The sequence below is a fragment of the Pseudomonas sp. Marseille-QA0892 genome, from assembly GCF_054950135.1.
In genome coordinates, this window is record NZ_CM143104.1 from 1,913,781 (window position 1) to 1,928,298 (window position 14,518).

Sequence of the window (14,518 nt, forward strand, 5' to 3'; positions counted from 1 at the left end):
AAGGGTTGATTACATGGCTTCAGTGAACGACACGAATTTCCAATTTGGTGCTGTCCCGCTCTCCTCCGATACCACACGGTTTTCCCTCTGGGCCCCTAGCGCCCAGAAGGTCAGCGTGTTGCTCGAAGATGGCCATCAGGTCGACCTTTCCGAGGCTGAAGGCGGCTGGTTCCGCGGCGAATATCAATGCGGCGCTGGCACGGGTTACCAGTTCGTCGTGGACGGCGGCAACCCCGTCCCGGACCCTGCCTCCCGGCAGCAACGAGGCGACGTGCATGGACAGAGTGTCGTCACCGACCTGACTGCATACCCTTGGACGCAAACGGAATGGAAAGGCCGGCCATGGCATGAGACAGTTTTGTACGAGCTGCATGCCGGTTTGCTGGGCGGCTACGCAGGCGTCGAAGCACAGCTTCCTCGGCTCGCCGAGCTTGGTGTTACCGCAATCGAACTGATGCCACTTAACCAGTTCTCCGGGGAACGCAACTGGGGCTATGACGGCACACTGTGCTATGCCCCTGCCAGCGCTTATGGTCCCCCTGAGGCCCTCCAGCGCTTGATCGACCGCGCCCATGAGCTTGGCCTGATGGTGTTCCTGGACGTGGTTTATAACCATTTCGGCCCGGACGGTAACTACATCGGCCAATATGCGGGGGATTTCTTCCGAGACGATATCCCTACGCCATGGGGCCAGGCCATCGATTTCCGTCGGTCCGAGGTGTGTGATTTCTTCATCGAGAACGCGCTCATGTGGCTGCGTGACTACCGATTCGACGGCCTTCGTCTGGACGCAGTCCACGCCATCAGCGAAAAGCGGTTTCTCACTGATCTTTCCGATCGAGTCCACGCTGCCCTGCCCGATCGCCACGTTCACCTTGTACTGGAGAACGAGCACAACGATGCGCGCCTGCTCGAAACCCACTTCCAGGCGCAGTGGAATGATGATGGACACAACGTGCTCCACCATCTGCTGACCGGCGAACGCGAAGCCTATTACGAAGATTATTGCGAAGAGCCAACGAAGAAGCTCGCGAGCGTCCTAGGCGAAGGCTTTATCTACCAGGGCCAAACGAATCGACATGGCAACACCCGCGGGGAGCCGAGTGGGCACCTGCCGCCGCATGCGTTCGTCCTCTTTCTGCAGAATCATGATCAGGTCGGCAATCGGGCGATGGGTGATAGGCTCATCACGCTAACGGACGAGCGAAGCCTCAAGGCGGCCACTGCAGTTTTGTTGCTTTCGCCCATGATTCCAATGCTTTTCATGGGCGAAGAATGGGGCTCGCGACAGCCTTTCCTCTTCTTCACTGACTTCCACGATGAACTGGCGGACGCCGTTCGCGAAGGCAGGAGAAACGAGTTTGCCGAATTCGGGGCGTTCAACGATCCGGAGGCGAGGGAGCAGATTCCCGATCCGAATGCGTTGAGCACGTTCGAACAGTCTCGGCCTGACTTCGATGCCGCGTCCAGGGGTGAACACGCCGAGTGGTATGCACTCTATCGCAGCTTGCTTGCGCTGCGCGCTAAAGAGATTACCCCTCACGTACCAAACGCCCGTGCAATCGGTACGGAGATTCGCGGCGAGGCCGCTGTGACTGCGCGCTGGACGATGGGCAATGACCGCGTGCTACGCATCGACATCAACCTGAGCGATAGCGAACTCAGCATGCTGCCGGTCCTGAGCGACCTGCTTCACGAAAGCCACCAGGGTGTAGCAGAAGCAGCCCGAAACGGGACGCTGCTCGGCCGCAGTGCACTGGTGACGTGGGAGAAGCCTGATGAGTGATGATCGCCTGGAAGCGCTGGCGAAGGCTGCAGGCCTCGCGATCGAATGGGTGGATGCAGATGGGCGAGAGCAGACGGTCAAACCGGACGTGCTGCGTACGGTCGCAGAGCGGTTGGGTTATCCCGCCAACAGCGACGAGCAGATCAAGGACAGCCTGAAACGGCTCGAAGCCGAGAACGGCGCGAACCACCTACCGCCGCTGGTGACAGCAGACAGCGGTCAGGCCGTCGATCTCTCCGCGTTTTTTTCACCCGACACGCCGTTCGAATTGACACAGGAAGATGGGTCACGCCTCTCGGCCCGTCTGGATGCCCAGGGCCGTATGCCTGGTTTTGCGGGTATGGGGTATCACCAACTATTGATTGGGGATCAGTCTCTAACGATTGCCGTCGCTCCGCCCAAGGCTCCGTCTGTACGTGAGCGCACCCAGCGCGGGCGTGCATGGGGGATTGGTGCGCAGCTTTATGCATTGCGTCGCCAAGGTGATGGCGGGCTGGGTGACACCGAAGCACTCGAGACGCTGGTACGTAGCGCCGCCGAAGCGGGTGCGGACGCCGTCGCGATCAGTCCGCTCCATGCAATGTTCAGCGCCGACACCCATCGATTCAGTCCCTATTCCCCGTCCAGCCGGCTCTTTCATAACGTGCTGCATTCGGCGCCCGGTACTATCGTGGGCGAACGCGCCGTCCGTGTTGCGATTGAGGAAAAAGGGCTGGCGCCCGAGCTGGCTCGCCTGGAAGGGCTCGACTTGATCGACTGGCCTGGCGCTGCCGCAGCCAAACTATCGCTCCTGCGCGCCATTTACGATGGCTTCCTGCAAGGCGGTAATCCGCTACAGCAAGACTTCGCCAGCTTTCGTCACACTGGAGGCGAAGCGCTGGAGAATCACTGTCGGTTCGAGGCGCTGCACACCCTTCGAGTGCGCGAGCAAGGAGAATACGACTGGCGCCAATGGCCGGAAGCGTTGCGCGACCCACGCAACGCCGAAGTTGCACGCTTTGCCGAAGAGCAATCCAACGAAGTCGGCTTCCACGCGTTCTGCCAATGGCTCATCGCGCGCGGGCTGGAACGTACCCAGGCCGCAGCTCGCAGTGCCGGCATGGGCATCGGTCTCATTGCTGATCTCGCAGTGGGCGCAGATGGCGGCGGCAGTCAGGCCTGGAGCCGGCAGGAGGAGCTGCTACCAGACCTCAGCGTGGGCGCCCCGCCCGATATCCTGAACCGTTCCGGTCAGAGTTGGGGAATCTCTGCATTCTCACCGACTGGGCTGAAACGTCACGGCTTCCGGGCATTTATTGAAATGCTGCGCGCCAATTTCGCTCACGCCGGCGGCATGCGCATCGATCACGCAATGGGGCTTCAGCGTCTCTGGGTCATGCCGCAAGGCGCGGATCCGCTCGACGGTGCGTACCTGCACTTCCCCCTGCAGGACATGCTTCGCCTGCTTACCCTGGAGGCGGCCCGACATGACGCAATCGTCCTTGGCGAGGATCTGGGTACGGTGCCGGACGGTTTTCGCGAAGAGCTGACCGCACGTGGGATTCTCGGCATGCGCATCATGCTGTTCGAACAAGACCATGCTCAATCGCGCTTTTACCCACCTCGACAGTGGGACCGCAACGCACTTGCTACGACCACCACCCATGATCTCCCAACCGTACACGGCTGGTGGCTAGGGAACGACATAGACTGGCGTACCCGTATCGGCCAAACATCGGAAGAAACCCGCACCAAGGATCAGGAGCACCGTACGCACGAACGCGATGGCCTGGCGAAGGCGCTCCGTGAGGAGGGTTTGCTGACTGACAGCGATGCCTCGGTAGATAACGTAGTCGATGCCGCCGCCGCGTTCATTGGACGTACGCCGGCGCCGCTGGCTTTATTGCCGGTAGAGGACGCGCTGGGTCTCAAAGAGCAGGCCAACCTTCCTGGCGACGTCGACAAACACCCCAACTGGCGGCGGCGCTGGCCGCAAATGAGTGACGACTTGCTCAAGGGTGAAGCACCTCAGCGTCGTATGAAGCTGCTGGACGATGCCCGCCGTCAATCTGAATCCGAGGAGTCCGGAACGCGATGAATCCCCTTTGCGCCACACAGCGCTTGCAGTTCCACAAGGATTTCACCCTGGATGATGCCAATCGCCGGGTAGACTATTACGCAAGCCTTGGCATCACTCATCTCTACGCATCACCCGTTTTGGTTGCACGGCCTGGTTCGATGCACGGATATGACGTAGTCGATCCGACTCGCATCAATCCGGAACTCGGCGGCGAAGACGCGCTACGTCGCCTTGTCGCGTCGCTGCGTCAACGCAACATGGGCTTGATTCTCGATATCGTGTCGAACCACATGGCGGTCGGTGGCGACGCCAATCCGTGGTGGCTCGATGTGCTCGAGTGGGGCAAGCGGAGTCCGTACGCAAATTTTTTCGACATCGAGTGGCACTCCCCGGACCCTCTGCTTGAGGGGCAATTGCTCGTTCCGTTCCTTGGAGCCGACTACGGCGATGCGCTGAAAGGCGGCAACATCCCCCTCAAGTTCGATGCCGAGCAAGGCGGCTTCTATGCCGAGCACTATGAGCACCGCTTCCCTGTAAACCCTCAGAATTACGCCGAGCTGCTTGGCAGCACCGATCATTCCGAACTGCGGGAAATGGCGGCGCGCTTCGCCGGTTTACGAGGTGCTACCGATGCGTGGGACCAGGCGCGTACATTGCGCGCCGAACTGAAGGCACTGGCCCGCGATCCCGAAGCCGCAAAAGCCATTGAAACGATGCTCGAGCGCTATGACGGTACGACCGAAGAAGGCTTTGCCCGTCTGCACGCATTGCTCGAGCGCCAGGCTTACCGTCTGGCGAGCTGGCGCACCGCAGCGGACGACATCAACTGGCGGCGGTTCTTCGATATCAATGAACTCGGCGGTCTTCGCGTCGAGCGGCCGGACGTCTTCGAGGCGACACACGCCAAGATCTTTCAAATGGTTGAGGAAGGTCTGATCGATGGCCTGCGCATCGATCACGTCGATGGTCTCGCGGACCCGCGCGGCTATTGCCGTCGCCTGCGTCGGCGAGTCGATTCGCTACTGTCTCGTAGACCTGCCGAAGCCAAGCTTGATCACTTCCCGATTTATGTGGAGAAGATCCTCGGCGAAGGCGAGCAGCTCCACAGTGATTGGGGAATCGACGGCACCACAGGCTACGAGTTCATGAACCAGGTCTCGCTGGTTCAGCATGATCCGGCAGGCGAAGCGCCAATGAAGGCGTTGTGGAGCGAAGTCAGCGGGCGCACAGATGATTTTCTGGAGGAAGCACGCGAGGCGCGTCGTCTGGTATTGACGAACTCACTGGCCGGCGATTTTGAAACGGTTGCCCAAGCGCTGCTGCAAGTTGCCCGCAGTGACGTGATGACCCGCGACGTAACGCTGGGCTCGATCCGCCGCGCGCTATTGGAGTTGATCGTCTACTTCCCGGTTTATCGGAACTACGTGAACGCGTGTGGCCGACCGGAGGAAGATCAGCCTTATTTCCAGCAGGCCCTTGAAGGTGCTCGCCAAAGTCTGCCGGAAGGCGAGTGGCCCCTACTCGATCACATGGAGCGCTGGCTTGGCGGCACTCCCATCCGCTCATTGCCGATGAAAGAGCGCGCGTTGCGGCGCTATGCCTGCGCACGTTTCCAGCAGCTCACATCGCCAGCAGCGGCCAAGGCCGTCGAGGATACGGCCTGCTATAGGTCAGCCGTGTCCCTGGCACGCAACGATGTCGGCTTCGACCCGCAGCAGTTTGCAGGCAGCATCGAGCACTTCCACGAGCAGAACGCGACCCGTGCCGAACGCTTTCCCATCAACATACTGACTACGGCGACGCACGATCACAAGCGTGGCGAAGACACGCGGGCACGCCTCGCCGTGCTCAGTGAGCGGGCGGAATGGTTCGGTGATCAGGTACGGCACTGGATGAGCCTGGCAGCACCGCTGCGCGATGAGCAACCCGAGCGCACGGCCCCTACTCCCGGCGATGAGCTGCTGCTTTACCAGACGCTCATAGGCTGCTGGCCGCTGGACGCCGAGGAGCGCGGCGAAGCATTCAAGAAGCGCGTCCTGCAATGGCAGGAAAAAGCGATGCGTGAAGCGAAGCTCTTCAGCACCTGGAGCAATCCGGATGAAGCCTATGAACAGGCGTCGCGAAATTTCCTGACGGGGCTACTGGATTCAAAGGAACTGTGCGAGAGCATCGACCAGGCCGTGCAGGCGCTCGCACCCGCCGGTGCCATCAATGGTCTTGTCCAGACGGCTTTGCGTATGACGGTCCCAGGTGTACCGGATCTGTACCAGGGCACCGAGTACTGGGATTTCAGCCTCGTTGACCCTGACAACCGCCGCCCTGTCGACTATGACGCACGCGAAGCGTCGCTTGGTACCGAACAGCCGTTGGCGGATCTGGTCTCGAACTGGCGCAGCGGACACATCAAGCAGCGCCTTGTCCGGGACGTCCTCCGTCTTCGCCTGGCACACGCCCCGTTATTCCGGCAGGGCGATTACGTGCCGCTGACCGTGGGCGGTGAGCAGGCGAAGCATGTTTGCGCGTTTGCCCGAGTCCATGGAGATGATTGCGCAGTGGTCGTCGTCCCGCTACGGACTGCTACGCTGTTGGGTGACGAATCAGGATCGCTGGTTCCGGCGGAACGCTGGGGAGACACATACGTCGAATTACCCGAAGCATTCGCAACCCGCCAGTTCGCGGGACTTTTCTCGCGGGGCGAAGTCACAGATGGAAAGGGTCGGCTCACGCTTGGAGCAATACTTGCGGAGTTCCCGGTCAACCTCTTGTTTTTGGAAACTAATGACAATGCGTGGAGAGCGTGAACATGAGTGTGGATGAGCGTCGTGTGAAGGAATTGGCTTATCAAATCTGGGAGTCCGAAGGCCGTCCGCATGGTCACGACTCTCGTCATTGGGACCAGGCTCGCAAGCTTGCAGAGGCGGAAGCCGACACGGGCAAAAAGGCGACGGTACCGAAGGCGCGTAAGCCGAAGGCCGCTGCACTGACCGAAGTGTCGAGCGATACGGCCAAGAAGAAGGCTACCGCCAAGCCAAAGGCTGAAAAGGCAGAGAAGGCTGAGAAGCCCGTTGCCAAGCCAAAAGCAGACAAGCCGGCTGACAGTGCCGAGGCGAAGAAGCCATCGACGCCGCGCAAAACAAGCACGCGCAAGCCTGCTGCCGCAGTAGACAAAGACAACGCCGCGTCCTCCAAAGCCTGAGCGCACCTATCGGGCTGGCGTGCATGCCAGCCCGATAGGCCTCGGCTCCGCTTTTCGAGCACTCGCTCAGCCTCGAGCACTCTGTGCCAACCCGTTGATATCCGATGAATGACGCGAAGCGCTACGGCACTTCATGCGGTCGGCTGGCCTCAAATTCACATCTCATCATGAAGGTATCGAGCAGATGGAAAAGCAATCTACTGCCTCTGAAAACGCGGCGCCCGCAGTCGTAGTCAAGTCGCGAATTCGGGAGGGTCTCCCCTACCCGCTAGGTGCGACATGGGACGGCCTGGGAGTGAACTTCGCCATCTTCTCCGCGCACGCGACCAAGGTTGAACTGTGCCTGTTCGACTCCAGTGGCAAGACGGAACTCGAGCGTATCGAACTTCCAGAGCGTACCGACGAGATCTGGCACGGTTACCTGCCTGATGCCCATCCAGGTCAGGTCTATGGTTATCGCGTGCACGGGCCGTATGAACCCGAGGCCGGCCACCGCTTCAACCCGAACAAGCTGCTTATCGATCCCTATGCCAAGCAGCTTGTGGGCAAGCTCGAGTGGTCAGAAGCACTCTTCGGCTACACCATCGGGCACCCGGATGGTGACCTTAGTTTTGATGAACGCGACAGCGCCCCCTTCGTACCGAAGTGCAAGGTGATCGACCCGGCCTTTACATGGGGCAACGACCAGCCCGTGCGCGTGCCATGGGACAAGACGATCATCTACGAGACCCATGTGAAGGGCTTCACGATGCGTCATCCCGGCGTAGGCGAAGAGGTCCGGGGCACCTTTGCAGGACTGGGGTCGTCCGAGGTTCTGGACTATATCCGTCGCCTCGGCGTGTCGTCTGTCGAGCTCCTGCCGATACATGCGTTTGTCCAGGACCAGCACCTGCTCGAAAAGGGCATGAGCAACTACTGGGGCTACAACACCATCGGCTTCTTTGCGCCGCATCCACAGTACATTGCCAGTGGTAAGGTCAGTGAGTTCAAGGAAATGGTCGCCCGCATGCATGATGCCGGCCTCGAAGTCATTCTCGATGTGGTCTACAACCACACCGCCGAAGGTAATGAACTCGGCCCGACCCTGTCGATGCGTGGTATCGACAACGCCACGTACTACCGCCTGATGCCGGATAACCACCGTTATTACATCAACGACTCGGGCACAGGTAACACTTTGGACCTCAGCCACCCATGCGTGCTGCAGATGGTCACCGACTCTCTGCGGTACTGGGTCAACGAGATGCATGTCGATGGCTTCCGTTTCGACCTGGCGACCATTCTTGCTCGCCACCACGACGGCTACGACGAGCGCCACAGCTTCCTCGTCGCGTGTCGTCAGGACCCGGTGCTTAGCCAGTGCAAACTCATTGCAGAGCCATGGGATTGCGGCCCCGGTGGTTATCAGGTCGGCAATTTCCCGCCGGGCTGGATGGAATGGAACGACCGTTACCGCGACACCGTTCGGGCGTTCTGGAAAGGCGACGAAGGCAAGTTGGCCGAATTTGCCAGCCGCGTAACCGCATCGGGTGACCTGTTCAATCAGCGTGGCCGCCGCCCATTCGCCTCAGTCAACTTCATTACGGCACACGACGGCTTCACGTTGCACGACCTTGTTTCGTACAACGAAAAGCACAACGAAGCCAACGACGAAAACAACATGGATGGCAGCGACAACAACATTTCCTGGAACTGTGGCGCCGAAGGCCCGACAGATGATCCGGAGATCCGCTCGCTGCGCCTGCGCCAGATGCGCAACTTCATGTCCACCCTGCTCTTTTCGCAGGGCACCCCAATGATCGTGGCAGGGGACGAATTCGCGCGAACCCAGGGCGGCAACAATAACGCCTATTGCCAGGACAGCGAGATCGGCTGGGTGAACTGGGAGCTCGACGAAGACGGTGAAGCCTTGCTGCAATTCGTGCGCAAGGCCATCCGGCTGCGACTCGCCTATCCTATCCTGCGACGCGGCCGTTTCCTGGTCGGTGCCTATAATGAGGAGCTTGGCGTCAAGGACGTCACCTGGTTGGCACCCGATGGCAACGAGATGTCGATTGAGCAATGGGAAGACCCGAACGGACGGTGCCTGGGCATGTTGATGGACGGTCGGGCGCAGGCTACCGGTATCCGCAAGGCAGGCTCCGACGTCACGCTTCTGCTCATCGTCAATGCTCATCACGACGTAGTGAACTTTTCGCTTCCAGAAGTGCCAGAAGGATCGCACTGGGTTTGCCTTGTCGATACCAATCAGGCAAGCGTCAGCGGAGAGGAAGTCTTCGAGTTCGACAGTAGCTATGAAGTGACTGGACGATCTTTGTTGCTCTTCGAATTGGTGAAATCCGCCACTTCGTAACGGAAAAAGGAATTACCATGGGCGACTCGTCCCTCAGCGATGTCTGGAAACGATTCAGGTCATCAACAACGCCGGGGGACGCGCAGAACCTTCTTCAGGGCCAGGGCACACCCTGGTCCGAATGGAAGAATTCCGCGCGCATAAGTAGCCTTTCGCCTATCGAGCCCAAGCAGATCGCCACCGAGCAGCAACGCGTGGTGGTGATCGCGCCACACCCTGGATTCGAAACCGTCGCATGCGGTGGTTTGTTGCAGCGGTTCAGCAAGCTGGGCTGTACCCTTTCGCTTATCTCACTTACCGACGGTAGCCGTAGTCACGAGGGGTCCTCCGTGTGGACACCCGAGCGGCTAAGCGCCATCCGCCCACAGGAAAGCGCCGAATCATTAAGGCGCATGGGACTGCCCGCCAGCCGACTGAAGTGGATTCGCGGCGGCTTTCCTGACGGCCGATTGTACGAAGAGCAGGATAGGCTTCGTGAATTCCTGCAGCGCTACCTTCAGCCAGACGACATTGTCTTTACCAGCTGGCGACAGGATGGTCACCCGGATCATGAAACCACCGGTGCAATTGCGGGATTGGTAGCCGAGGAGATTGGCGCGCCGTTGTACGAAGTGCCAATGTGGACCTGGCATTGGGCAGCACCCAACGATCCACGTATCCCTTGGTATCGTTTGCGCAAGCTTCCTCTCAGCCGTTGGACCGTGGCACGCAAGCGCCACGCCATTCAGGCACATGCCAGCCAACTCACCACAGACATCCAGACCGGCGCGGAGCCCGCGTTCGGGCCTTACACCCAGCAGCGCACGCTTCAGCCCTACGAAATCATCCTGACGCCGGCTGTCACGCTTGCCTGATTGGCCGCCCACAGGGCACTTCGCCGCGTCCGACTTCCTCGTAAACACCCTGTCGATTGTAGCGCGCAAGCTGTCTGAAAGCTGAACCCCGCTTTCCGTCCGCGAGTCTCAATTGGGTGTGGATAGCTTGCAACTGCCGGTTCGCCGGGTGGCAGCCACTGCAGTCAAGCATCCGAAAGAAGCAGGAACGGCGCGCGAACGTCGGGAGGAGCGGTATGGAAATTCTGGAGCGGCGAATCATTCCCCTCGCTCGTAGGCCCGCGTCCGAGATGGTGGCCGAGCCCCTGCGTTATCGCGGAGGTGGGATCACTAATGGCTGATATACGCATCGGTATCTCGGGTTGGCGCTATGCACCCTGGCGGGGTGATTTCTACCCCAAGGGACTTACCCAGAAAAATGAACTTCACTTCGCCTCCCGCGCCGTCAACAGCATTGAGATCAATGGTTCGTTCTACGCGTTGCAGCGCCCTGAGCGATTCCTCGAGTGGTACGAACAGACGCCCGAAGACTTCATCTTCAGTGTCAAAGGGCCCCGCTTTATCACTCACGTCCGGCGCCTGCGAGATATCGAAAAACCGCTTGCCAACTTTTTCGCCTCTGGCCTCTTCGCACTGAAGGAGAAACTCGGGCCGATCCTTTGGCAGTTTCCCGCTACATTCAAGTTCGACCCCGATCGCTTTGAAGCCTTCCTGGCCATGTTGCCGCACGATACCGAGGCAGCCCTGGACGTCGCCAAAGGCTGCGACAGCCGCATGAAAGGACGAAGCCATCTTGAAGTCGACCGTAAACGACCGCTCCGCCATGCCATAGAGATCCGTAACGACAGCTTTGTAGACCCTGCCTTTGTCACGATGCTGCGCCGCCACCGGGTGGCGCTAGTCGTCGCTGATACGGCCGGTAAATGGCCGTACTGCGAAGATGTCACGAGCGACTTCATGTATCTGCGCCTGCACGGTGCAGAAGAGCTCTATACCAGTGGCTATAGCAATGATGCGCTCGCTGTATGGGCAGACCGGATCCGCCAATGGTCCGAGGGCACCCAGCCGGATGATGCCAAGCTCATTTCAGACGCCACCCCCCGCGCCAGAAAGTCGAGGGACGTCTACTGCTATTTCGACAACGACGTGAAGGTGCGAGCGCCCTATGACGCCCGCAGGCTATTGGAGCGGCTGGACTTGACCGAATCGCTACAGACCAAACCAGGACAGAAGGAGGAAAAAGCGGCGTGACGCTCGATAACCCCATACCTGCCAGCCAGCGTGTAGAAAACGCAGGCGAGGTGCATCAGGTAGGCATTCTGACTGTGAACACCCATAAGGGCTTCACGGCGCTCAACCGTCGCTTCATCCTGCCCGAACTTCGTGATGCAGTACGTGCAGTCTCGGCCGATGTTGTCTTTCTACAAGAGGTAATCGGTACCCACGAGCGGCACGCGTCCCGCTATGGCAACTGGCCCGCTGCACCGCACTACGAATTCCTTGCTGACACCATGTGGCCCCAGTTTGCTTATGGCCGCAACGCCGTCTACCCGGACGGCCACCACGGCAACGCGGTACTGTCCAAATACCCAATCAGCCGCTATGAAAACCTTGACGTATCGATCTTGGGGCCGGAAAAACGCGGACTCCTTCATTGCGAGCTGCAGCTTCCCAAGCACCACGTCCTACATGCGATCTGCGTACATCTCGGGCTGCGGGAAGCGCACCGCGCCAAGCAACTCGCATTGCTCTGCGACTTGGTGAACAGTCTTCCTGCGGATGCGCCTGTCGTGGTCGCCGGCGACTTCAACGACTGGCGTCACCGCGCCAGCCCGATCCTGGCCGACCGCGCCGGTATGCAGGAAGTGTTCGAGCACACCACCGGCGCTCTGGCACGTAGCTTTCCTGCACGGATGCCCGTCCTGCGGCTCGACCGAATCTACGTACGTAACGTTGCGATCCACGATCCCCGGATCCTGTCGGCTCGACCATGGTCGCACCTATCTGACCACGTTCCACTGGCAGTGGAGATCAGGTTATGAAGTTCTCCTGGAAAGATGGCAATCAAATCTCCCTTCTGGAAAATGGCGAAGAGTTCTTTCCCCGCGTTTTCGAATGTATTCGCGCCGCCAAGCGCGAGGTGCTGATCGAAACGTTCATCCTGTTCGATGACAAGGTTGGCCGTGACTTGCGCGCGGCCGTCATCGAGGCAGCTGAGCGTGGCGTGACCGTCGAACTGACGGTGGATGGCTATGGCTCTGCCGATCTTGGCGGTGAGTTTGCGGCGGGAATGACGCGGGCCGGCGTGAAGATCCATATGTTTGATCCGAAGCCACGCGTTATGGGTAAGCGTGTAAACCTGTTCCGGCGTTTGCACCGCAAGATCGTAGTGATCGATGCGGAGCGCGCGTTCGTTGGCGGCATCAACTTCTCGGCGGACCATTTGGGCGATTTTGGCCCTGAAGCCAAGCAGGATTACGCGATCGAAATACTTGGTCCGCTTGTGGACGACATTCACCGCTTCGCGTTGAGTACGCTTGACCCGAATGCCCAAAGGAGGCATTGGTGGCAAAAGCGTCAGCTACCCCTGGCTGCAACGACGGTCTCCCACGACAGAGGCGGTGTGCGAGCGCTGTTCGTGCGGCGTGACAACGATGAACATCGAGACGACATCGAAGAACACTACCTGCAGGCAATTCGCTCTTCTCGGCACCGCCTGGTCATTGCAAACGCCTATTTTTTCCCCGGCTACCGCCTACTGCGCGAATTGCGGAATGCAGCCCGGCGTGGCGTGCAGGTGCGTCTGATCCTTCAGGGGCAGCCCGATATGCCGATTGCAAAGCTTGGTGCCCGGATGCTCTACAACTACCTTATCCGCGATGGCGTGCAGATCTTCGAATACTGCCGACGCCCGCTTCACGGCAAGGTGGCACTGGTCGACTATGACTGGGCAACGGTTGGTTCGAGCAACCTTGATCCGCTCAGCCTGGCATTAAATCTGGAGTCAAACGTCATCATCCGGGATGCCGAGTTCAACCGGACCCTCCACGAGCGACTGGATCGCCTCATGGCCGACCACTGCCGGCAAATTCCGCTGGAGCGCGTCCTCAAGGGTTACTTCTGGCGTGCACCGATCATTTTCATGATCTTCCACTTCCTCCGACGCTTCCCTGCACTTGTCGGCCTCCTACCTGCCCATACGCCCAAGATCGCACTGGTCCAGCCGCACGAAGGCAGTGATATTCAGCCGATAGGCACCGAGAAAACCCAATGAGCAGTGTCTCCGGAACCACCCATCAGCCATCGCGTGCCCGCCGTTGGTGGCCCATTATCAAGAAGGTCCTGACGTGGGCCTTCTTCATTGCGATCACGGTGTTCTTCATCGTTCTCGCACGCAGTATCGACTGGGCAGACGTTTGGCAGTCCTTGCGCGGGTACAGCCCCGGCACGATTGCCGTGGCGATCGCGGTAGCGCTGGTAGGCTATGCGTTCTACAGCACGTTCGACCTGCTCGGGCGCGCCTATACCGGACATCATCTGCCGGCCAAACAGATCGTACCGCTCACGTTCGTATGCTATGCATTCAACCAGAACCTGGCCTGGGTAGGCGGTATAGCCATGCGATACCGACTCTACTCGCGCCTGGGACTGACCAGCCTGGTCATTACCCGGATCCTGAGCTTGAGCATCATTACCAATTGGATCGGGTATCTGATGCTGGCGGGCGTCGTATTTGCCATGGGAACGATCCAGCCGCCACCCGAATGGGATCTCGACTTCTTCGCACTACGTATCATCGGTGGCTGTATGGTCCTGGCCAGCCTTGCGTATCTGCTGGCCTGTGGTTTTTCCCGGCGTCGGGCCTGGTCGATACGGGGCCACGAGATAGAACTGCCCAGCTTCAAAATGGCCGCGCTGCAGATTGTCCTTGGTGCCACGTGCTGGATGTTCATGGCAGCAACGGTATGGGTGTTCATGCCAGAGAAGGTTTCCTACCTCACCACGCTCGGCATCCTGCTTATCAGTAGCATCGCCGCGGTGCTTGCCCACATACCTGGCGGCATCGGTGTGCTTGAGACGGTCTTCGTTACCCTCCTACAGCACGAGGTACCACGGGCCGACCTGCTTGCCGCACTGATAGGCTACCGTGTCGCCTACTTCCTCGTTCCACTGATGCTGGCCAGCCTGGTCTATCTCACATTCGAGAGCCGCGCCAAACGCATGCGACGCAAGAACGAGGCGCCCGCCAAGGCATGATGCAGGAAGGGCCCAAGCGGCCCCTGCTCTCATT

At 59.6% G+C, this 14,518-nt stretch carries 10 protein-coding genes; all 10 read left to right on the forward strand.

All coding sequences use genetic code 11. The features are described from left to right. Positions 1-13 precede the first annotated feature (13 nt). Positions 14-1,786 (forward strand): malto-oligosyltrehalose trehalohydrolase, encoded by a 1,773-nt coding sequence (gene treZ, locus ACY8D3_RS08940; RefSeq protein WP_462383479.1) that lies wholly within the window; start codon positions 14-16, stop codon positions 1,784-1,786. Next, positions 1,779-3,863, forward strand: coding sequence for a 4-alpha-glucanotransferase (gene malQ, locus ACY8D3_RS08945; protein WP_462383480.1), 2,085 nt, complete (start codon positions 1,779-1,781; stop codon positions 3,861-3,863). Before treZ ends, malQ begins: the two co-directional genes overlap by 8 nt. Continuing rightward, a complete protein-coding gene (locus ACY8D3_RS08950; RefSeq protein WP_462383482.1) occupies positions 3,860-6,646 on the forward strand; it encodes a malto-oligosyltrehalose synthase in 2,787 nt (928 codons plus the stop codon). Before malQ ends, ACY8D3_RS08950 begins: the two co-directional genes overlap by 4 nt. Before the next feature lie 2 nt (positions 6,647-6,648). Beyond that, positions 6,649-7,041 (forward strand): DUF2934 domain-containing protein, encoded by a 393-nt coding sequence (locus ACY8D3_RS08955; protein WP_462383483.1) that lies wholly within the window; start codon positions 6,649-6,651, stop codon positions 7,039-7,041. A gap of 184 nt (positions 7,042-7,225) precedes the next feature. Continuing rightward, on the forward strand, positions 7,226-9,394 hold the full coding sequence (gene glgX / locus ACY8D3_RS08960) for a glycogen debranching protein GlgX (protein WP_462383485.1): 2,169 nt from the start codon (positions 7,226-7,228) through the stop codon (positions 9,392-9,394). Between the two features lie 17 nt (positions 9,395-9,411). Then, positions 9,412-10,248, forward strand: a complete 837-nt coding sequence (locus tag ACY8D3_RS08965; protein ID WP_462383487.1) for a PIG-L deacetylase family protein — start codon at positions 9,412-9,414, stop codon at positions 10,246-10,248. Between the two features lie 312 nt (positions 10,249-10,560). Continuing rightward, complete coding sequence (locus ACY8D3_RS08970) at positions 10,561-11,478, forward strand: DUF72 domain-containing protein (protein WP_462383489.1); 918 nt, start codon at positions 10,561-10,563, stop codon at positions 11,476-11,478. Further along, positions 11,475-12,269, forward strand: coding sequence for an endonuclease/exonuclease/phosphatase family protein (locus ACY8D3_RS08975; RefSeq protein WP_462383491.1), 795 nt, complete (start codon positions 11,475-11,477; stop codon positions 12,267-12,269). The genes ACY8D3_RS08970 and ACY8D3_RS08975 overlap by 4 nt, the downstream gene beginning before the upstream one ends. Continuing rightward, the gene (gene clsB / locus ACY8D3_RS08980; RefSeq protein WP_462383493.1) at positions 12,266-13,501 is read left to right on the forward strand and encodes a cardiolipin synthase ClsB; all 1,236 of its coding nucleotides are present in this window, start codon (positions 12,266-12,268) and stop codon (positions 13,499-13,501) included. Before ACY8D3_RS08975 ends, clsB begins: the two co-directional genes overlap by 4 nt. Beyond that, positions 13,498-14,484 carry a lysylphosphatidylglycerol synthase transmembrane domain-containing protein gene (locus ACY8D3_RS08985; RefSeq protein ID WP_462383495.1) on the forward strand — a complete coding sequence of 329 codons (987 nt, stop codon included), beginning with the start codon at positions 13,498-13,500 and terminating at the stop codon, positions 14,482-14,484. The genes clsB and ACY8D3_RS08985 overlap by 4 nt, the downstream gene beginning before the upstream one ends. Positions 14,485-14,518: the final 34 nt, after the last annotated feature.

Excerpts from the sequence above, each read along its gene's own strand:
- treZ (WP_462383479.1), top strand. The coding sequence starts at position 14 with ATGGCTTCAGTGAACGACACGAATTTCCAATTTGGTGCTGTCCCGCTC.
- malQ (WP_462383480.1), top strand. The coding sequence starts at position 1,779 with ATGAGTGATGATCGCCTGGAAGCGCTGGCGAAGGCTGCAGGCCTCGCG.
- ACY8D3_RS08950 (WP_462383482.1), top strand. The coding sequence starts at position 3,860 with ATGAATCCCCTTTGCGCCACACAGCGCTTGCAGTTCCACAAGGATTTC.
- ACY8D3_RS08955 (WP_462383483.1), top strand. The coding sequence starts at position 6,649 with ATGAGTGTGGATGAGCGTCGTGTGAAGGAATTGGCTTATCAAATCTGG.
- glgX (WP_462383485.1), top strand. The coding sequence starts at position 7,226 with ATGGAAAAGCAATCTACTGCCTCTGAAAACGCGGCGCCCGCAGTCGTA.
- ACY8D3_RS08965 (WP_462383487.1), top strand. The coding sequence starts at position 9,412 with ATGGGCGACTCGTCCCTCAGCGATGTCTGGAAACGATTCAGGTCATCA.
- ACY8D3_RS08970 (WP_462383489.1), top strand. The coding sequence starts at position 10,561 with ATGGCTGATATACGCATCGGTATCTCGGGTTGGCGCTATGCACCCTGG.
- clsB (WP_462383493.1), top strand. The coding sequence starts at position 12,266 with ATGAAGTTCTCCTGGAAAGATGGCAATCAAATCTCCCTTCTGGAAAAT.
- ACY8D3_RS08985 (WP_462383495.1), top strand. The coding sequence starts at position 13,498 with ATGAGCAGTGTCTCCGGAACCACCCATCAGCCATCGCGTGCCCGCCGT.